Raw genomic sequence first — 18,502 nt, 5'->3', positions numbered from 1 at the left:
GAAGTTAGCCGCAATCCCGTTAAGCATCTCCTAAGCCTGCGTTTTTCCAGCATTTCTGCGCATTACAATGGTTAACATGGGGTGCTGAAACGGAGATAAAGGTTAACAGGACGATAAGTGGCGCGAATCACCAGCCTCGGATGAGGTCCGAACCGCGTGCAAAACTGTGCACCGGGCAGTGGATTCAGCCGGTGTGCAGGCTAGTATGCCGGCAATGACACCCAGCCAGCCAGCGATCGGCGTTGCCATCACGACCTATTGCGCGGCCGGTTTTATCGGACGCTGCCTTGCCAGCCTGCGGGCCTCGCAGGGGGTCCGCTTGAAAGTGGTGGTGGTGGACAATTGCAGTCCCGACATGACCTGCGAAGCGATCCGTGCCTGGGCGGCGGAGCACCTGGGCGACGGCGAGTTTGCCGAAGGGACAGAGGGCATGACCACCGCATGGCTTACGCTGCTCCGCGCGCCGGTGAACGGCGGTTTCGCGCGCGGCACCAACATGGCCTTGCGGGTGCTGCTCGCCGACCCCGGGATTGCCCTGTTCTGGCTGCTCAACCCCGATTGCGAGGTGAACCCCGGGGCCGCGCTTGCCTATGCCCGCGCCGGTGCCGATGGTAATTTCGCTTTGATGGGCGGGCGCACGGTCTTTGCCGGGCGCCCCGGCACGATCCAGTCTGATGGCGGGCGCGTTTCGCGGCTGACCGGGCGCTGCGTCTCGGTCAACGCCCGTGCAGATGCGGCGCTGGCGCCGCCGCCGGATGCTGCCACCCTCGATTATTTCACCGGCGCCAATTGCGTCGCTTCGCGCCGCTTTGTCGAGACCTGCGGCCTGCTGCCAGAGGAGTATTTCCTGTTCTATGAAGAGGTCGACTGGGCGCTGCGCCGCGGCAGTCTGCCGCTGCGTTATGTGCCTGGCGCGGTAGTGCGGCATGTCGGCGGCAGCGCGATCGGCACCGGCACGATCGAACGCCGATCTTCACCGCTTGCGGCCTATTTCAGCTTCCGCAACCGCATCCGCTTTGTCCGGCGCTGGAACCCGCTGGCGCAGCCGCTGGCACTGGCGAGCGGGCTCGCGCATCCTGTGCGGCTGGCGGCGGTTGGTGATCTGGCACAGGCACATGCGACGCTCGCTGGCGTGCTGCAGTTCACCCCTCCCCATGCGGTCCGCCAGCTGATCGCATCCGAAGCACGGCGGCTGGCGTTCGGGGCAGACGGGTGATGCGCAGGGTCGTGCTCAACCTCCATGGGCTGGGAGAACCGCATGACGGGGTGGAGGCGGATGAGCGTCCTTATTGGTTGTCGTTCGAAGCTTTCGATGCACTGCTGTCGCGTATCGCCGCGAGCGGCGAGATTGGTCGTTACGAATGGACCTTCGATGATGGCAATGCTTCCGACCTCGTGGCTGCACGGCGGCTTGCGGAACTTGGCATTGCGGCGCGGTTCTTCGTGCTGGCAGGGCGCCTCGATCAACTGCATTATCTGCGCCGGAACGACCTGGCCGAATTGCGCGAGCTTGGCATGACTGTGGGGCTGCATGGCCGCAGTCACATTGACTGGCGGAGCTGTAGTAGGGCGCAGTTGATCGACGAGACAATTGCCGCACGCGCCGAGATCGCCTCTGCGGTTGGCACGCCGGTGGAAGAGGTTGCGATCCCTTTCGGCGCTTATGATCGCCGTGTACTGGGCTGGCTGCGGCAATGCGGTTTTACGCGCATCCACACGAGTGACGGCGGCGCGCTGAGCGATCCTGCTGCTCCGATCTGGAACCGGACCAGCCTGCGTAGCGACATGGCCCAGGCCGAACTTGAAGCGCTGCTGGCGGGGCGCTGGTCGCCGGTGCAGCGCCTGCGCCAGACGCTCGGTACGCTCCATCGCAGGCATATTGCATGATCGGCCTATGGCAACGCCTCTGGAGCCGCTTCTGGTTGCGCGGATTGCAGTTTAGCGGACGTTATGGCCGGCTCGATACGCTCTATCGGATGCGGGATCCCTGGCAGCTCGACGGCAGTTTGGAACAACGCCGGTTCATGGTCACAAACCGGATCATTAAGGCGAGGTATGGCCGGGCCAACCGCTTGCTGGAGCTTGGCTGCGGCGAGGGCATGCAGTCGCTGCACTTGCGCGAGATCTGCCATGAGCTGACCGGGCTCGATGTCAGCCCCCGCGCCATTGCTCGCGCTCGCGAACGCTTGCCCGGTGCGCGATTCCTCGCCGGACCTGGCGAGCAGCTCGCCCTGCTGCTGCCTGGCGAGCGGTTCGATCTCGTGATCGCCTGCGAAGTGCTGTATTACGCCGCAGATCCGGCATTGCTCCTCTCTCAGCTGCAATCGGCCAGCGACCAGCTGCTGGTGACTGTGTTTGCGCCGCTGGCAGGCTTGCTCGACGGGCCCGGCTGGGAGGCGCTCGAGCCGATTACGGCGGGTAAATTGCTCTGGCACTGCCGGGTCTGGCGAGCGCCGGGCGTCACGCTGCGCTAGCGTGGATGCACCTGGTCCCAATCGTGATCGGCCTTGTCCAGGTGCCATTCGCGCGCGCGCGCGAAGCGAGCCAGCAAACGCACATCATGCGCGGAAACGGTCGGGCGGTGCCACTTGACCGGCAGGAAGCCGGCAGCACGATAGTTGTCGAACTGCGCGCCCGGCGCCGCGCCCGCTACTACCGCTTCAAGCCGCTCCATCGCAGCCAGCGCATGCGCCAGCACGATGCGCTGTGCGTCGCCGTCTGCCGGGTCGGCCAACACCGCCGCGATTGTTCCTACCGGCAATTCTTCGGGCAATGGCTTGCGCCAGGCTATAAGCGCGCGTGCCGCACCGTCAGACGGATAGCGCGCTACACAATAAGCAAGGTCGGGCGCCTGCTCGAACCGCCAGCGCCAGAATTTGGCCGAACGTTCGCCATGTGCCAGGCCCGCATGCTGCAACCGCCGTCCCAGCCGCTCAACATCCTCCGGGTCGGCGCGCTCGATTTCCCGTACCTCACGCGCTTCGGTGCAATCGGGGCTGTTGCCCTGCACCACCCGGGCCGCCAATGTTGCCGCGCCCGCCGCAAGCGCGGCGACCGGCGCGATCAGGGGTGGGGCGATCCAGCGCCCGCGCCCGCCCTGCGCGGCCGAATGGCGCGCCCAGCGGCGCAGCGTGGTGCCTGAAAGCCGCTGCACCCGCAGCAGCTGCGCCACCGGGGGTAGCTCGACGCAACCCGCTCGCTGCGCGATCCTGCGCGTGGCCGGGGCCATGGTCAGCGTCACGGTGATATGGCCGGCATCGAGGATAGCGCGGTAAAGGCGGTGGCCCAGCCCGTTGCCGCGATGGAGCGGATCGACCATCACATCGACGATCCAGCCGATCTCGACCGGCTCGCCATCGAGCCACACCCGTCCCGGCTGGAGCGAGATCTGGCCCACCACCTCGCCATCGCCAGCGCGCGCGATCCAGCTTGGCGGGCGGGCGGCATCGGCGATCGCACCCGGCGCCTCTTCCAACTGCCAGCGCCAGCGCGCCTCGCCCTTGAACGGCGCCTCCGCACCATGGCAGCGCGCGACGAAGCGCGCGATCGCCGGCCAATCTTCCGCCCTGGCTTGGTCGATCTCGATCACGGCCTCAGTGCATGCCTTTGCTGCCGGTGGAAAGCGCGACCATTGGCCCGCGCCCGCAAATTAGGCAAGGGCCCCGCTTGCGCCGCCTGCAACACCCCGGTTGCACGCCGCGCAAGCGCCCACCGCTCGACTCAAAAAAAGCACGTTCTATCCCCAGCCGAAACACCCTTCTTGCCTTCGTTTCGGGCGCATGATTCCCTATATTGGAAGTTCGGACTGATTCACGGAGAACACCAGATGTCGTTGCTCGAAGCTCGTAAGACCTACAAGCCCTTTGAATATCCGTGGGCTTACGAGTTCTGGAAACGCCAGCAGCAGATCCACTGGATGCCCGAGGAGGTTCCTCTGGGCGAGGATTGCCGCGACTGGGCCCAGAAAATCACCGAGCATGAGCGCAATCTGCTGACGCAAATCTTCCGCTTCTTCACCCAGGCGGACGTGGAAGTGCAGGATTGCTATCACGACAAATACGGCCGCGTGTTCAAGCCGACCGAGATCAAGATGATGCTGACCGCGTTCAGCAATATGGAAACGGTCCACATCGCGGCCTATTCGCACCTGCTCGACACGATCGGCATGCCCGAAAGCGAATATTCCGCCTTCCTCGAATATGAGGAAATGAAGGACAAGCACGATTACCTGCAGATCTTCGGCGTCGACACGGACGAAGATATCGCCCGCACGCTGGCGGCCTTCGGCGGCTTCACCGAAGGGATGCAGCTGTTCGCCAGCTTCGCCATGCTGATGAACTTCCCGCGCTTCAACAAGATGAAGGGCATGGGCCAGATCGTCAGCTGGTCGGTCCGCGATGAAAGCCTGCACTGCGAGGGGATCGTGCGGCTGTTCCACGAATTCGTGCGCGAGCGCGATTGCTACACCAAGGCGGTGAAGGAAGACATCATCGACATCTGCCAGAAGTCGGTGCGGCTGGAAGACAATTTCATCGATCTCGCCTTCGAGATGGGGCCGGTTTCCGGCATGACCGCGAAGGAAATCAAGAAGTATATCCGCTATATCGCCGACTGGCGCCTCGGCCAGCTGGGCCTGCAGCCGATCTACATGATCGACGATCACCCGCTGCCCTGGCTTGCCCCGCTGCTCAACGGGGTGGAGCACGCCAACTTCTTCGAAACCCGCGCGACCGAATATTCGAAGGCGGCGACCCGCGGCAACTGGAACGACGTGTGGGCGAGCTTCGACAAGCGCCAGAAGGCGAAAGCCGCGAACGAAGCCGGCGCGCTGGAAGACGACGGCCCGGGCCTGTTCGGCGATGCTGGTGCGGAGGGCGTGCAGGCGGCGGAGTAGATGGAGCTTAAGGCACTAGCCCCACATTGGGTGGGGCACCTTTTCGGCACTAACACGGGCCGTCTACATCTTGCTTTGGACAGCATCGAGGAAGATGCTACTGCTCGGCGGGCGCTACTTCGCATATCTGATGATAACTTTGGCGTTTCCGAGTATCTCGTAGAAGTCACTATTTCAGGCCATCAGATTTTGATCGCCGGATCGCCAAAAGATCAGATTGAGGGGTTTGAACAAGGAACAATCGAAGCAAAAGCATCATTTGGATCGAGAGGCGAGCTCCAAGGCGATTGGAGTTCCTCAATCGGAACGGGTGGAACTTTTAATCTCTTCCCGCATCTCGGATCGGCTGTTGCAGCGATGGCCAGCGGACCGGAGCAGTTATATACCTCAAATCGAGACTTGGGTGCCTTACGTCTTTATCGGACCGACCTGGTTGAAATTTTGGCGAATCTCAGGCGCAAATTTTCCGGCTCTAGGATTGTGGTTACACACATTGATCGAGGAGCGGAACTTGCCCGTTTCGACGATCAATTCGAAGATCACATTAGCCAACTTGAAAAGCTTGATTGGATCAAATTCTCCGTCAACACTCCTACGGGTAGCGGATTGACCCGGTCTTTGACCATCGATTTGGGGCAAAGCTTCAATCGTATTACGGCTCAAGGGCCAGATGAAGCATGGGTGTTGGGTGAGGTAGAAGCTACAGCATCGTCACTAAGACGTCGCCAGCAAAACCTATCAACAGCCATTGGAAAGCACAAACTTAACTTCAATGCGCTAATTCTGTTGGCCGCATTGGTCGCCATGCCCGATTTGGCGCTCCCTGAGAGAGCCTACTTTATTTTGGGCGTTGTTGGATTGATCGTCGGAGCAAACAAGATTGCGGACCGCTTGGTGCCCAATTTCCAGTTGGACGCACAGCATGATCGCCCGCGGCTAGTGGGCCAGATTTGGCCGAGTCTTTTGTCTTGGACAATCTCTGTTTCCTCAGCTGTTGCCGCTTCCTTCCTATTCCAGTGGCTAAGTTGATATTTCACTCGAGAATTCCGAATTCCGGTGACAGTGCACTGAATTCCTCACGCAAAGGCGCAAAGGCACGAAGATTGATTGGGCGCGTGCCGCCAAGCCCTTTGCGACTTAGCGCCTTAGCGTGAACCAATTCGTCACCCCGGACTTGATCCGGGGTCCAGCTTCTTCTTTGCTCTGGATTCCCGCGTTCGCGGGAATGACGAACAGGAGACTAACACCGAGTTCCGGTGACAGTGCATTTAATTCCTCACGCAAAGGCGCAAAGGCACGAAGATTGGTTGGGTGCGCGCCGCTAAGCCCTTCGCGACTTGGCGCCTTCGCGTGAACCAATTCGTCACCCCGGACTTGATCCGGGGTCCAGCTTCTTCTTTGCTCTGGATTCCCGCGTTCGCGGGAATGACGAACGGGGGACTAACACCGAGTTCCGGTGACAGCGCGCTTAATTCCTCACGCAAAGGCGCAAAGGCACGAAGATTGATTGGGCGCGTGCCGCCAAGCCCTTTGCGACTTAGCGCCTTAGCGTGAACCAATTCGTCACCCCGGACTTGATCCGGGGTCCAGCTTCTTCTTTGCTCTGGATTCCCGCGTTCGCGGGAATGACGAACAGGATACTAACACCCGCCCATCGCCACGCGCCATCAATGGCGCTGCTCAGGCCGCACAACGATCCACGGCATTAGCCCGAACGCGATCTGGCCCAGAAACCCGTACAGCCCGGGCGGCGCGAACAGACCCGCGATCCAGCGCGCCACGTTCCCGCCCAGCGCAGCGGTCAGCGCCATCTCGGCCACCATCAGCAGCGCAAAGGCGAGCGCGCCCATGCCCATTGCCGCGCCGCGGCTCGCAATCCCGAACCGCGCCACCAGCCAGCGCGCCGCCAGCCAGCTTGCCGCCAGCATCACCGGCACTTCGATCAGGATGAAAGCGGTCTCGCCCAGCGCCGCTGCACTCCACAGCGTTCGCACTGTGCCCAGCACAAACCCCAGCGCGAAGATCAGCGCCCAATAGGCCGCTCCGGCCCTGACGATATCTTTCTGGGCAGCGTTCATGCGCACGGGCTTTAGCGCACCCCTGCGCTCGATGCCATTTTCCTACTTGCCCCCGCCCGGGCTAGGTTCGCGGCCATGCCCGCATCCGCTCGTCCCGCCGCAAGGTCACACATTGCCCGCCTGAAGGTAACACTCCGCGCGCCACAAGGTCACGCTTTCGCGCCGCACAGTCACACTTTGCGGCCTAAAGTCACACTTTTCGCAGCCAGAGTCACAGAAGGGCGCTTTTTGCCTTTAGACCGTGTTCCATGTGTTCCATCGGGTTGGATTCGATGGGGTGAAATTTGACCTCGCTCAAGGTGCGCCCGGCGACTCTGCGCCATAGTCTCCGCATCACCACCGATGAAAGAGGCACCCTAATGTCCCAGCATACACCCAACGAACTGACTGAAATCTTCAGGCGCGATCGCGACCTGCTCACCCGCATGAAGGTGGATGACCGGCACTTTGCCAACCTGGCCGAGCGCTATCACGAGATCAACCGCACGCTCCACCGCAACGAAGCCGAAATCGAAGCGCTGAGCGACGCCCATGCCGAGGAGCTGAAGAAGCAGCGGCTGGCGATGCTCGACGAGATTACCGCGCTGCTCAACAAGGCGAAGCAAAGCGCGGGTTGAACCGGCGGCGCCAGTCGCGCGTCAGTCGCACCAGTCCTGCCGCTCCCACGGGCCGGGCCCCTCGGCAAGGTCGGCGGCTATCATGTGGTCGGCAAGCGTCTGCCGGCTGCCATCGGGCGCGGTGCGGCGCACGGCGCGCAGTTCGCGGCCATAGCGGTCGCGCGGCGGGTCGGCCCCGCCGTCCCATTCGAACGTGCCGCGGTTGAGCCAGGCGCGCAGCTCCGCCTGTGCACGCAGGGCGGCGGCGCTTTCGGCGGGGCAGGCGCCTTCGATCTCCGGCGCGTCGAACCCGGTCAGCCGGATGCGGCGGGCTTCGGAGCCATAGCCCAGCGTCACCGTGTCGCCGTCACTGACGCAGGCAAATCCGCGCCCGCGGGTGCCGCAAATGTCGAAGCGCTGGCTCACCCGGCTCCATTCCCCCATGTTCGCGGCGATCGGGCGATAGAGGAACCACCAGGCCAGCATCAGCACGGTCAGCAGCACGGGGATGCGCCACAGCACCCACCAGCTGATCCAGCGGGAGCGGCGCGGACTGCGGTTGCGGCGGCGGCGTTTGGGCATGCGCTGGGCTTAACACGGCGGCGGCGGAAAAGTCTTGGCCAAGCTCTGCGAAATTGCCAGTTCCCCGCCAAGCCGCTAAGCGCGCCGAAAGAACGCAACGGAGTGACCCCGGATGAGCGCAAGCAGCGATCCGAACATGCTGGCAAAGGCTGAAGTGCTGATTGAGGCGCTGCCCTATTTCCAGCGCTATGCCGGGCGCACCTTCGTGGTGAAATATGGCGGCCATGCCATGGGCGACCCGGAGGCGGCGCGCGACTTCGCGGAGGATATCGTCCTGCTGAAGGCGGTCGGCATCAACCCGGTGGTGGTGCATGGCGGCGGGCCGCAGATCGGCGAGATGCTGAAGAAGCTGGGCGTCGAAAGCACCTTTGTCGACGGGCTGCGCGTGACCGACAAGGCGACTGCGGAAGTCGCGGAAATGGTGCTGTCGGGCGCGATCAACAAGCAGCTGGTCGGCTGGATCGCCGGCGCGGGCGGCAAGGCAATCGGCATTTCGGGCAAGGACGGCGGGCTGGTGACAGCGCGCAAGGTCAGCCGCACCACGCGCGATCCGGACAGCAATATCGAACAGGCGGTGGACCTGGGTTTCGTGGGCGAGCCGGAGACGGTCGACACCGCGATCATCGATACGGCAGTGGCTGCGGGCATGATCCCGATTATCGCCCCGATCGGCGCGGGCGCGGACGGGCATACCTACAACATCAATGCCGATACCATGGCTGGCGCGATCGCGGCGGCGCTGGGCGCGGCGCGGCTGTTCCTGCTGACCGATGTCACTGGCGTGCTCGACAAGCAGGGGCAGCTGATGACGGACCTCACCCCGGCGGATATCGCCCGGCTGCGTGAAGACGGCACGATTTCGGGCGGGATGATCCCCAAGCTCGAAACCTGCGTGAAGGCGGTGGAATCCGGCTGCGAGGCGGCAGTGGTGCTCGATGGACGGGTGCCGCATGCGATGCTGCTCGAATTCTTCACAGCGCGCGGCGCGGGAACGCTGGTGCGGGCCTGACAGTTACGCTAGCGCAAGGCTTCAACCGCAGGGCTGGCCTCAAGCGTATTACTGATGTAACACGCATACGGGACGCACAATACGGAAAATGGGTACCATGCAGGCTCTTTACGCGATCTACGAAATCATCTCGCTGCTCACCAATGTGCTGGTGATGCTGATCATCGTGCAGTTCGTGATCGGACTGCTGTTCGCCTTCAACGTCGTCAATACCTCGAACGACTTCCTGATGGCCTTTTACAATTCGATCAATCGCCTGCTCGAGCCGGTGCTGCGGCCGATCCGCAATCTGATGCCGCAAACGGGCGCGATCGATTTCTCGCCACTGGTGCTGATCATCGTGCTGCAGATCGTGCTGATCGTGCTGAGCAGCGTCATCCGGGCGGCCTGAGCCGATGGGTGCGGCGCTGATCGACGGCAAGGCTTTTGCCGCGCGCCTGCGCGAACGGGTGGGCGACCTTGCCGCGAAGTTTGAAGATGCCTCGGGCCGCAAGGCGGGCCTGGCGGTGGTGCTGGTGGGCGAAGACCCGGCCAGCCAGGTCTATGTCGGCAGCAAGGGCAAGGCGACACTCGCCGCCAATATGGCGAGCTTCGAGCACCGCCTGCCGGCCGACACCGGCGAGGCAGAGTTGCTGGCGCTAGTCGAACAACTGAATAATGATCCCGCGGTCGACGGTATACTGGTGCAATTGCCGCTGCCCAAGCATCTCAACGAGCAGGCGATCATCTCCGCCATCAGCCCGGACAAGGATGTCGACGGGTTCCATGTGATCAACGCCGGGCGGCTGAGCGTGGGCCAGAGCGGCTTCGTGCCCTGCACACCACTGGGCTGCATCATGCTGCTGAAGGATCTGCACGGCGACCTTTCAGGCCTCGAGGCCGTTGTCATCGGGCGCTCCAACATCGTCGGCAAGCCGATGGCGCAGCTGCTGCTCGATGCCAATGCCACCGTCACCATCGCGCATAGCCGGACGAAAGACCTGCCCGCCGTGGTGCGCCGCGCGGATATCGTCGTCGCCGCCGTCGGACGGCCAGAGATGGTCAAGGCCGACTGGCTCAAGCCGGGCGCGACCGTGATCGATGTCAGGAATCAATCGCTTGTCGCCCGAACCCGGCGCGGAGAAAGGCCGCCTCGTGGGCGACGTTGCCTTTGGCGAGGCAAGCGCTGTCGCCGGCGCGATCACGCCGGTGCCCGGCGGTGTCGGTCCGATGACGATCGCGGTGCTGCTGCGCAACACGCTCGTCGCCGCCTATCGCAATGCAGCGCTTGCGGTGCCGGAGGGATTATGAGCGCCGCGAAGAAGCTGATCGCCTGTGTTGCTCTTGCCAGCCTCGCGGCCTGCGCTTCGAACCCGCGCCCGCGCATCCCCGACCAGATCATCAATCGCGCGCTGGCCGGTGCGCCGGGCGAGGCCCAGCCGGGCAAGATCGTCGCGCGGGAAATCGCCTTTGCCCGCGCCGCCCGCGAGGACGGGCAATGGACCGCCTTCCGTGCCTTCGCCGCGCCGGGCGCGGTGATGCACGGGCGCGACGGGCCGATCGTGGCGGAGCCATGGCTCGCCGCGCAAAGCAACCCGGCAAAGCCGGTGCAGTGGGAACCGCGCGCAGTGTGGATGAGCTGCAATGGCGCGCTCGCTGTCAGCCAGGGCCGCTTTCGCGATCCCGACGGCATCGTCGGCAATTTCATCACGGTGTGGGAACGCCAGTCAGACAACGAATACAAATGGGTCTATGATGTTGGCACGCCCGATGATCCGCAGCCGCCCCCGCCCAAGCCAATCGAGGACGGCGACATTGTCGTGACCTCGATCGACGCGGTGAAGGCAGGCATCGCCGATTGCCCGCGCGGCGGCACCACCATCCCCGCGCCGCCGGCCTTCTCGCTCGCCGATGATTTCACCCATGGCGGCAAGGTGTCCGACGACGGCACGCTGCGCTGGCGCTGGGAGCACCGCGAGGGCGGCAAACGGCGCGTGGTGGTCGACTATTTCTATCTCGGCAAATGGCAGAACGTCGTCGATGAAGACATGTCTGCGCGCCCCGTGGCTGGCAGCGCGAACTGAAGCATGACCGAGTTGTTCGTCTCTGCCTTCATCACCCTGTTCGTGGTGATCGACCCGCCCGGCTGCGCGCCGATCTATGCCGGGCTGACCAAGGGCGCCAGCCGCCAGCAGGCGCGCAACATGGCGCTGCGGGCGAGCTTCATCGCCACTATCATCCTGCTGATTTTCGCGCTGTTCGGCGAAGACTTGCTGTCCGCGCTGCATATCGAGCTCAACAGCTTCCGTATCGCCGGCGGGCTGATGCTGTTTTTCATCGCGTTCGACATGGTGTTCGAAAAGCGCACCCAGCGGCGCGAGGAGCGTGCGGAGAAAATCGCTGCCAGCCCGGAGATAGAGGACGTCTCGGTCTTCCCCATGGCCATGCCGATGCTGGCCGGGCCGGGCGCGATCGCGGCGATCATGCTGCTCATGAACGAGGCCGAGGGACTTGAAGAGATCGCTGGTGGTGCTGGGTGCACTGGGCGCGGTGCTGGTGATCACCGCCGCATCGCTGGTGGCTGCGGGGCCGCTGATCCGCCTGCTGGGCGACCGGGTCGAAGCGGTTATCACGCGCCTGCTGGGCGTGCTGCTGGCGGCACTCGCCGCGCAATATGTGATCGACGGGCTGAAGGGCAGTTTCGGGATTTAGCAGGGCCTGAAGCGGACCGACTGCTGGCGACCCAATTGCTGACATTGCAGCGGCCGCTTGTTCCCAACCGAGTGCATTCATCTGACCCTAGGCAGACTCGCGACCAACTGTGCCAACTGGGTTGCCTTGTTGACCCCAGTCTTTTGGTAGATGTGCTGGATGTGCGAGCGCACGGTCGCAATCGAAATCCCATGTTGGTCGGAAATTTCGCCGGCTGAATGACCCTGGCTCACCGCCATCAGAATCGGAAGCTCGGCTGGTGTAAGCCCGTAAATCTGTTTCATGGCCTCAGGCGCAGCAAGGGCTGGCTGGCATCGGTCGATCCACAAGAGAACCATGGTCTCGCCATCGAACGCCTTTGGCGCCAGCGTAAAGCGCCAAACGGCGCTATTCGAGTCTCGTGCAAGAAACGATAATTTGCCCGACAGCTCATTAAGGTTGGCATCGTCTAATGCTCGTGAAAGTCTATCGTCGTCTTGGGTTCGGCAAACATAGAGCTTTCCATCGGATGCCCTCATCAGCTTTTGCTCTCGCAAAAGTGCTTCAGCAGCTGCGTTTGCAAAGGAAATGCGCCGATCGGGCGCAAGCATTAGATATGCATCTTCCAGGCAATCGACTGCAGCAAGGGCTCCAACAGCGTTGCCCGCTGCTTCAGCAAGTCTTTTACGAAGAATAGCTACACGGGTAATATGGGGGCGAAGGAACTCCAGCTTTGAGCGCTCTTCTTCTGTAAAATCCTGATCGGATCTAGCGCGATGCAATCCCATAACTACCAGACCGCCGTCAGGTGTCTCTGAACCGAAGCCGAGACAATGTGCTGAGTCATCTCCGAACCGGCGTATGAACTCATTATAAAAAAACGACTTACAGAATTCGGCAGTGTCTAAAAATTCCGAGTGCAAGTTTGCCCTGCCGACACCCGCTTGTAGCATGGTCTTCGCCCACAAGTCGTGAACATGTAGGCCATTTTCACGATAGAATTGGTCCATCTCCACTTGGAAGTAGTGGTGCCACATCCCTTCGAGAACGGAGTCTTTCGAAAAAAGCTGAAAGGTACAGGAACGAGATCCAACAGCTTCAGCAACAATGGAAGGGAGCGTTTCAAACGCCTCGTCATCATCGAGCGCCTCGTAGATCTTGCCAATAATTTCCATCGCGTTGCCCCTGTTGCAAACAACCGCGACCCTATTCTCAATTGGAGACTCAACCTTACAAAGGCGAAATACCTCAACTTATTTTGGCCCGCATCATCAGAACAGATGATGACAGAAATGGCAAGTTAGCTGATCTTAGCCTGCCTAGCTCACTTTATCGCCGGAGGGGCCGAACATGACATTGCGCCGCACATTCACCGCATTGCTGCTTTGCGCAGCCGTATCCACGACGACCATCGCCGCACCACCGAATAAGGAAAGCGGCAATGGCGGCGGCAAGGGCGGTAAAGGCGATTCCACCGAGTTCGCACCAGAAATTCTCTATCAATACAATGGAAGGAAATCACAGGATCTCCGCCTAACCGGTATCGACGGGCAATCTTATGTGACAGTCCATTCGGCACCAAGTGCACAGCTTGATGGGTTTACCGCTTCCGATGAGCAAGATGCGCTTATCGCTTACGCTGAATACGGGGACTTGTACCTGACGTCGTGGACAACTTCTCCCGTGGCGATAGGGGCAAAGACGCTCATCTCAGCACGCCAAAGTCGTGGCGCCGGCGCCGGCCGAATTGCTTGGATGGATTTTTCTCCGAGCGGCGACCGCCTGGCATTCTCTGAGTCATCAAGTGAGCCAAACAATCTCGCTTCGAACGCTTCCCGTCGACTTTGGATCTATGATCTTACGACATCAAACCTATCGCTTGTACTCTCCAACTTTAGCGTGATGGATGTTCACTGGAGCCCGCGTTCCGGTGAGGGAAATGTAGTCTATTTCAGCGGTGGAGCCGTGGGTGTCGAATATCCCGAGCATATTTATCGCTTCGATCTTTCCAATGGCGATATAACTCCTGTTCTCAATTATGGAGAACACTTCACAAGTCCCTACTTCGACGTAACGGGCATTTATGCCTCTGGCACAGCCAAATTCGCTGTGGCGCACAAGGGTGCGGACAGCAGCGACTACATCAGAATATATGATCTCTCAGGAAACCCAGTTCATGAAAACTGGATTGCTAGAGGCGATATTCTGAGTTTCGATTGCTCCGGAACAATGCTCGTTCACAAGGATGAAGGTGCTACTGGCGCTAACCTTACGATTACCGATGTCGGGGGAAGCGCAAGCCCCTTCCTCGATGGACGGGGGTGCATTCGGTATCAGACTGGATGCCAAGAAACCCTTGCTGACTGCACACTTCGAACGTCCGCTTCCCACCCACAGTCGGACAATCGTGCCCCTGCCTCTCCGATCTGAATGCCGATATTTCGCGGCAAGGCGCTATTGCAGGGTCACCCGGTCATCATTGCCGTCGCTGCGGCCATAGAAGTACATCAGCTGGACCAGCAGTTCGCAGCGGGCGGGCAGGTCGGGTGCCTCGAGCAAGGCCTGTTTCGACGCCGGATCGAACGGCGCAATCTGTGACACGCCATTGATCAGCGATTCGTCGTCGAGCCGCTCGACCGAGGCCCAGTCCACGCTGTAACCCTGGTTATCGGCAAAGCGGCGCGCCTCGCGTTCGAAACTGGCGCGCTCGACTGCGGAAAGCACCGCTTCCTCGTCTTCCTCGATCAGTTCGGCCTCGACCTGGCGGAACGCCGTCGTGACGTCGAGCTCGCGGATGATGCGAAACCGCGCTTCGCCTTCGAGCACGAGGTTGTAGCGCCCGTCTTCCATCGCTTCGATCTCGCCGATCCGTCCGACGCAGCCGACCGAATAGAGCGGCGCACCTTCGACCGGGCGCTGCGGCTGGATCATGCCAATGCGGCGATCGCGCACCAGCGCATCGCCCACCAGCGCGCGGTAACGCGGCTCGAAGATGTGCAGCGGCAGCTGCAGGCCCGGAAACAGGATCACGCCGGGCAGCGGAAAGATCGAGAGGCGCGTGCTCACCGCCTCAACCGAACAGGATGTGCGACAGGCGGCGGCGCTGGCTGACGACCCACGCGTCTTCAAGGCCGACCGCTTCGAAGATCTGCAGCAGCTTGGCCCGCGCCGCGCCCTCGTTCCATTCGCGGTCGGCGGCGACCATGGCGAGCAGCGTGTCCGCCGCTTCATCGCGGGCACCTGCGGCAAAGGCCGCTTCGGCAAAGGCGAACTGCCTGTCCATGTTGGCGGGATTGGCGGATGCGGCATCGCGCAGCGCGGCCAGCTCGCTGTCGTCGACCGCATTGGCTGCCAGTTCGAGCGCGGCCTTGGCGGGGGCCATCGCCGGATCGTCACGCAAAGCGGGCTCCATCGCGTCGAGCACTTGCTGTGCCTGCGCCGTTTCGCCCGCGCCCACCAGCGCGCGGACCAGCCCGGCATGCGCCGCCACATTGTCAGGCGCCATTTCCACCACCTGCGCGAAAATCGTGGCCGCTCGCGGCGCGTCGCCATCGGCCAAGATCTGTTCGCCCATTGCGATGAATTGGCTGACGTCCTGCTGTGGCTGCTCGCCGTCCGCGCCGGCCTGCACCGGAAGCTGGGCCAGGATCTGGTCGAGCATCTGCTTCAGCTGCGATTCGGTGCGGGCCTGCGTCAGGTCGGCCACCGGCTGGCCCTGGAACATGGCATAGACGGTGGGGATCGAGCGGACCTGGAACTGTGCGGCGATGAACTGTTCCTCGTCCACGTTCACCTTGGCCAGCACCACGCCCTTGTCGGCATATTCGGCGGCGACCTTTTCCAGCACCGGCGCCAGCGCCTTGCACGGGCCGCACCACTCAGCCCAGAAATCGAGCACCACCAGCTTGGTCATCGAGGGTTCGACCACATTCTTGCGGGAAGCGGTCGACCGCTTTCTGTTCGTCGAGATTGAGGCCCATGCTTGCCAAGATTGGTGCTCCTGATCCGATGTGAGGCGAGCCAAAACGGACTCGCGCGTGCGGCTTCCATGTGGGGCTTGGCGCACGAATGTGAAGGGGCACTTTGGCGGGCACGGGGCTTGACTGCAAGCATGACATTTTCCGCTTGCGGGCTGGGGGAAGCGCTGCTAATCGCGCCGCCTCCCCCGTGATGGAGTGCCAATCGGGCCGCATCGCGGAGCGCCAGTGAGCGGGCGTAGCTCAGGGGTAGAGCACAACCTTGCCAAGGTTGGGGTCGAGAGTTCGGATCTCTTCGCCCGCTCCATTTTTTTCCAAAAGTCGAAAGACCTATCGGGTTGCAAGCCGACCGGCGCATGTTGCTCGTCGGCGGCGCAGTGCGGCTCATCGAACCCGCGAAATCGGGCCTTGCGCAGGTCGCGCGAGTTGCTATGGGCGATGATACATCATCACATAACCATCCCAAACTCCTGAAAGAGGCCGTTTGTGACTTCACTTCCTATCCGTCAGTTCCCGATTCCCGCTTTGCGCCATGCCATGACCAGTGCGCTTGCCCTGGGCATTGCCTCCGCCCCAGCCGTCGCCGCCGACGAGGGGCAGCGGCAGGACGAGGCCGCCCCGGCTTCCGAGCGCGTGGTCGATGACGTGCATGACCCGCGGATCGATTACCAGGGCAATATCATCGTCACCGCCGCCGGGCTGGAACAGCTCGATATCCTGGCCGGTACCTCGGTGTTCGACATCGAGGATGTGCAACAAAACCTCGCCGGGCAGATCGGCGAAGTGCTGGTCAAGCTGCCAGGCGTGTCCGCCACCAGCTTCTCGCCCGGCGCCTCGCGGCCGGTCTTGCGCGGCTTCCAGGGCGAGCGCGTGCGCGTGCTGACCGATGGCCTCGGCACGATCGACGTCTCCAACACCTCGGTCGACCATGCCACCACGATCGACCCGCTCACGGCAGAGCGGATCGAGGTGCTGCGCGGCCCGGCGGTAATGCTCTATGGCAGCCAGGCGATCGGCGGCGCGGTCAATGTGATCGACAAGCGCATCCCGCGCCGCGTGCCGGATGAGCCGGTGCATCTTGATGGCCTGCTCTCGTGGAATTCGGCCTATGACCTGCGCGAAGGCGGGGCCTCGGTCGATTTGCCGCTGAGCGACCGCTTCGTGGTGCATTTTGACGGCACCTGGCGCGAGACAAATGACCTGGAGATCGCCGGATACCAGGTCTCGCCGCTGCTGCGCGCCGAATTGCTCGAAGAAGCTGAAGAGGAAGCCGAGGAAGGCGAGCTCGAGGAAGCGGAAGAATTGCGCGAAGCCGCCGAACAACGCGGGATCCTGCCCAACAGTGCAACACGTACCTGGACCGCCAACGCAGGCTTTGCCTTTATCGATGGGGAGAACATGCTGGGCGCTGCGATCGGCTGGTACGACACCCGCTACGGCGTGCCGACCCGGCCCGGTGCGGGCCATCACCACGGCGAAGAGGGGGAGGAAGAAGGCGAAGAGGAGGGTGAAGAGCTCGTCTCGATCGACCTCAAGCAATTCCCGCGCCGACATGCGCGGCCAGCTGGCGTTGGGCCAGGGGGTGTTTTCGAAGCTGATCACCCGGCTGGGCTATAGCGATTACACTCACACCGAGTTCGAAGGCGACGAAGTGGGCACGACTTTCGATGTCGAGGGGCTCGAAGCCCGCGTCGAACTGGTGCAGCAGGAAACCCGCAATTGGCGCGGCTCGATCGGCGGCCAGTACTATTACCGTGACTTCTTTGCCGAGGGCGCCGAAGCCTACGTCCTGCCCAACCGGACTGACCAATACGCGCTGTTCACCTTGCAGGAATTTGGCGGCGGCCCGTTCCAGGTCGAAGTGGCCGGCCGTTACGAGATCACCGATGTCGAGATCGCAGGCGCTGGGCGTGGCGCGCAATTTCGACACGCTGTCCGGCGCGGTTGGCTTCATCTGGGAAAGCGACGAAGCGCTGCGCGCGGGCGTCAATTTCTCGCGCGCCGAACGTGCGCCGAGCGCCGAAGAGCTGTTTTCCGACGGGCCGCATATCGCCACCCAGGCTTACGAGATCGGCGATGCCGACCTTTCCAGCGAACGCGCGCTGGGGGTCGAAGGCTTTGTGCGCGGCAGGATCGGCAAGGCGCAGCTGAGCTTTGCGGTGTTCCAGAACTGGTTCGACGATTACATCTACCTGACCGAGACGGGTGAGGAAGAGGACGAGCTGCCGGTGTTCGTCTACCTGCAGGACGATGCCAAATATTTCGGGATCGAAGGCGAATTCAGCTATCCGGTGTTCGACAATGGCTATGTCACGCTGATGGCCGATGTGCGCGGCGACTATATCCGCGCCTCGCTCGACGATGGCTCGCCGATTCCGCGGATCCCGCCGCTCAGCCTGCTGGGCGCGCTCGAAGCGCAAACCTCGCAATTCGACGTGCGCGGCGAAGTGCAATGGTTTGCCAAGCAGGACCGGGTCGAGACTTTCGAAACGCCAACCTCAGCCTTCACGCTGGTCAATCTCTCGGTCAGCTGGCGCCCGCTGCGCGACAATGACGGGGTCAGCCTGCTGGTGGGCGCGGATAACATCTTTGACGTTACCGGCCGCCGCCATGCCAGCTTTACGAAGGATTTCGTGCCGCTGGCGGGACGCAACCTCAAGGCAAGCCTTCGCTTCAGCTTCTGATCAACGAGTGGC

At 62.3% G+C, this 18,502-nt stretch carries 18 protein-coding genes, 1 tRNA gene and 3 pseudogenes; 15 read left to right on the top strand and 7 right to left on the bottom strand.

Translation table 11 applies throughout. The annotated features are described in order from the left end of the window. The first annotated feature begins 205 nt into the window (after positions 1-205). From G6N82_RS07490 to G6N82_RS07480, 3 genes are read left to right on the top strand one after another with little or no spacing between them, the layout of a single operon-like run. On the top strand, positions 206-1,216 hold the full coding sequence (locus G6N82_RS07490; RefSeq protein WP_165195228.1) for a glycosyltransferase family 2 protein: 1,011 nt from the start codon (positions 206-208) through the stop codon (positions 1,214-1,216). Next, complete coding sequence (locus G6N82_RS07485; protein ID WP_165195226.1) at positions 1,216-1,887, top strand: polysaccharide deacetylase family protein; 672 nt, start codon at positions 1,216-1,218, stop codon at positions 1,885-1,887. Before G6N82_RS07490 ends, G6N82_RS07485 begins: the two co-directional genes overlap by 1 nt. Next, positions 1,884-2,474, top strand: a complete 591-nt coding sequence (locus G6N82_RS07480) for a class I SAM-dependent methyltransferase (RefSeq protein ID WP_206520132.1) — start codon at positions 1,884-1,886, stop codon at positions 2,472-2,474. Before G6N82_RS07485 ends, G6N82_RS07480 begins: the two co-directional genes overlap by 4 nt. Here G6N82_RS07480 and G6N82_RS07475 read toward each other — a convergent pair. Beyond that, entirely contained in the window at positions 2,471-3,589 is a 1,119-nt protein-coding gene (locus G6N82_RS07475) for a GNAT family N-acetyltransferase (protein WP_165195222.1), read from the bottom strand. The two genes, G6N82_RS07480 and G6N82_RS07475, sit on opposite strands and share 4 nt — an antisense overlap. 237 nt (positions 3,590-3,826) lie before the next feature. On the opposite strand from G6N82_RS07475, the gene G6N82_RS07470 reads away from it, so the two are divergent. After that, positions 3,827-4,894 carry a ribonucleotide-diphosphate reductase subunit beta gene (locus G6N82_RS07470; protein WP_165195220.1) on the top strand — a complete coding sequence of 356 codons (1,068 nt, stop codon included), beginning with the start codon at positions 3,827-3,829 and terminating at the stop codon, positions 4,892-4,894. Beyond that, positions 4,895-5,923 carry a hypothetical protein gene (locus G6N82_RS07465; protein WP_165195218.1) on the top strand — a complete coding sequence of 343 codons (1,029 nt, stop codon included), beginning with the start codon at positions 4,895-4,897 and terminating at the stop codon, positions 5,921-5,923. A 638-nt stretch (positions 5,924-6,561) separates the two neighbouring features. Here the strand turns inward: G6N82_RS07465 and G6N82_RS07460 are convergent. Continuing rightward, positions 6,562-6,972: a hypothetical protein gene (locus tag G6N82_RS07460; RefSeq protein ID WP_165195216.1), complete on the bottom strand. Its 411-nt coding sequence runs from the start codon at positions 6,970-6,972 to the stop codon at positions 6,562-6,564. A 359-nt stretch (positions 6,973-7,331) separates the two neighbouring features. On the opposite strand from G6N82_RS07460, the gene G6N82_RS07455 reads away from it, so the two are divergent. Then, a complete protein-coding gene (locus G6N82_RS07455) occupies positions 7,332-7,589 on the top strand; it encodes a DUF465 domain-containing protein (RefSeq protein WP_165195214.1) in 258 nt (85 codons plus the stop codon). Between the two features lie 21 nt (positions 7,590-7,610). Here G6N82_RS07455 and G6N82_RS07450 read toward each other — a convergent pair whose 3' ends face one another. Beyond that, complete coding sequence (locus tag G6N82_RS07450) at positions 7,611-8,150, bottom strand: hypothetical protein (protein WP_165195212.1); 540 nt, start codon at positions 8,148-8,150, stop codon at positions 7,611-7,613. Positions 8,151-8,262: 112 nt separating this feature from the next. Here G6N82_RS07450 and argB point away from each other — a divergent pair, with 112 nt between their 5' ends. The 5 genes and pseudogenes from argB (at position 8,263) to G6N82_RS07425 (ending at position 11,850) form a co-directional block, all read left to right on the top strand. Beyond that, entirely contained in the window at positions 8,263-9,159 is an 897-nt protein-coding gene (gene argB / locus G6N82_RS07445) for an acetylglutamate kinase (protein WP_165195210.1), read from the top strand. A gap of 97 nt (positions 9,160-9,256) precedes the next feature. Continuing rightward, positions 9,257-9,550, top strand: coding sequence for a YggT family protein (locus G6N82_RS07440; RefSeq protein ID WP_165195208.1), 294 nt, complete (start codon positions 9,257-9,259; stop codon positions 9,548-9,550). 4 nt (positions 9,551-9,554) lie between these two features. After that, positions 9,555-10,449, top strand: a pseudogene (folD, locus tag G6N82_RS07435) (bifunctional methylenetetrahydrofolate dehydrogenase/methenyltetrahydrofolate cyclohydrolase FolD). Then, positions 10,446-11,222 carry a hypothetical protein gene (locus G6N82_RS07430; protein WP_165195206.1) on the top strand — a complete coding sequence of 259 codons (777 nt, stop codon included), beginning with the start codon at positions 10,446-10,448 and terminating at the stop codon, positions 11,220-11,222. The pseudogene folD and the gene G6N82_RS07430 overlap by 4 nt, the downstream one beginning before the upstream one ends. Positions 11,223-11,225: 3 nt before the next feature. Further along, a pseudogene (locus tag G6N82_RS07425) lies at positions 11,226-11,850 on the top strand (MarC family protein). A gap of 77 nt (positions 11,851-11,927) precedes the next feature. Here G6N82_RS07425 and G6N82_RS07420 read toward each other — a convergent pair. After that, complete coding sequence (locus tag G6N82_RS07420) at positions 11,928-13,004, bottom strand: helix-turn-helix transcriptional regulator (RefSeq protein ID WP_165195204.1); 1,077 nt, start codon at positions 13,002-13,004, stop codon at positions 11,928-11,930. 175 nt (positions 13,005-13,179) lie between these two features. Between G6N82_RS07420 and G6N82_RS07415 the strand changes: the two genes are divergently transcribed. Then, complete coding sequence (locus tag G6N82_RS07415; protein ID WP_165195202.1) at positions 13,180-14,259, top strand: hypothetical protein; 1,080 nt, start codon at positions 13,180-13,182, stop codon at positions 14,257-14,259. 24 nt (positions 14,260-14,283) lie between these two features. Here G6N82_RS07415 and G6N82_RS07410 read toward each other — a convergent pair whose 3' ends face one another. After that, entirely contained in the window at positions 14,284-14,895 is a 612-nt protein-coding gene (locus G6N82_RS07410) for an LON peptidase substrate-binding domain-containing protein (RefSeq protein ID WP_165195200.1), read from the bottom strand. A 4-nt stretch (positions 14,896-14,899) separates the two neighbouring features. Next, positions 14,900-15,809: pseudogene (gene trxA, locus G6N82_RS07405) on the bottom strand (thioredoxin). A 229-nt stretch (positions 15,810-16,038) separates the two neighbouring features. On the opposite strand from trxA, the gene G6N82_RS07400 reads away from it, so the two are divergent. Together G6N82_RS07400 and G6N82_RS14980 are read left to right on the top strand one after the other, a co-directional pair. Further along, positions 16,039-16,113: transfer RNA gene (locus tag G6N82_RS07400), tRNA-Gly, on the top strand. A 179-nt stretch (positions 16,114-16,292) separates the two neighbouring features. After that, the gene (locus tag G6N82_RS14980) at positions 16,293-17,423 is read left to right on the top strand and encodes a TonB-dependent receptor plug domain-containing protein (RefSeq protein ID WP_241255235.1); all 1,131 of its coding nucleotides are present in this window, start codon (positions 16,293-16,295) and stop codon (positions 17,421-17,423) included. On the opposite strand, the gene G6N82_RS14975 is transcribed toward G6N82_RS14980, so the two are convergent. Then, a complete protein-coding gene (locus tag G6N82_RS14975) occupies positions 17,338-17,727 on the bottom strand; it encodes a hypothetical protein (protein WP_241255234.1) in 390 nt (129 codons plus the stop codon). The two genes, G6N82_RS14980 and G6N82_RS14975, sit on opposite strands and share 86 nt — an antisense overlap. Between G6N82_RS14975 and G6N82_RS14970 the strand changes: the two genes are divergently transcribed. Next, positions 17,693-18,490 (top strand): TonB-dependent receptor, encoded by a 798-nt coding sequence (locus G6N82_RS14970; protein WP_241255233.1) that lies wholly within the window; start codon positions 17,693-17,695, stop codon positions 18,488-18,490. The genes G6N82_RS14975 and G6N82_RS14970 overlap by 35 nt on opposite strands. Positions 18,491-18,502 lie beyond the last annotated feature (12 nt).

The sequence above is a fragment of the Altererythrobacter sp. BO-6 genome, from assembly GCF_011047315.1.
GTDB lineage: Bacteria > Pseudomonadota > Alphaproteobacteria > Sphingomonadales > Sphingomonadaceae > Erythrobacter.
This window is presented reverse-complemented; position numbering and strand designations above follow the sequence as displayed.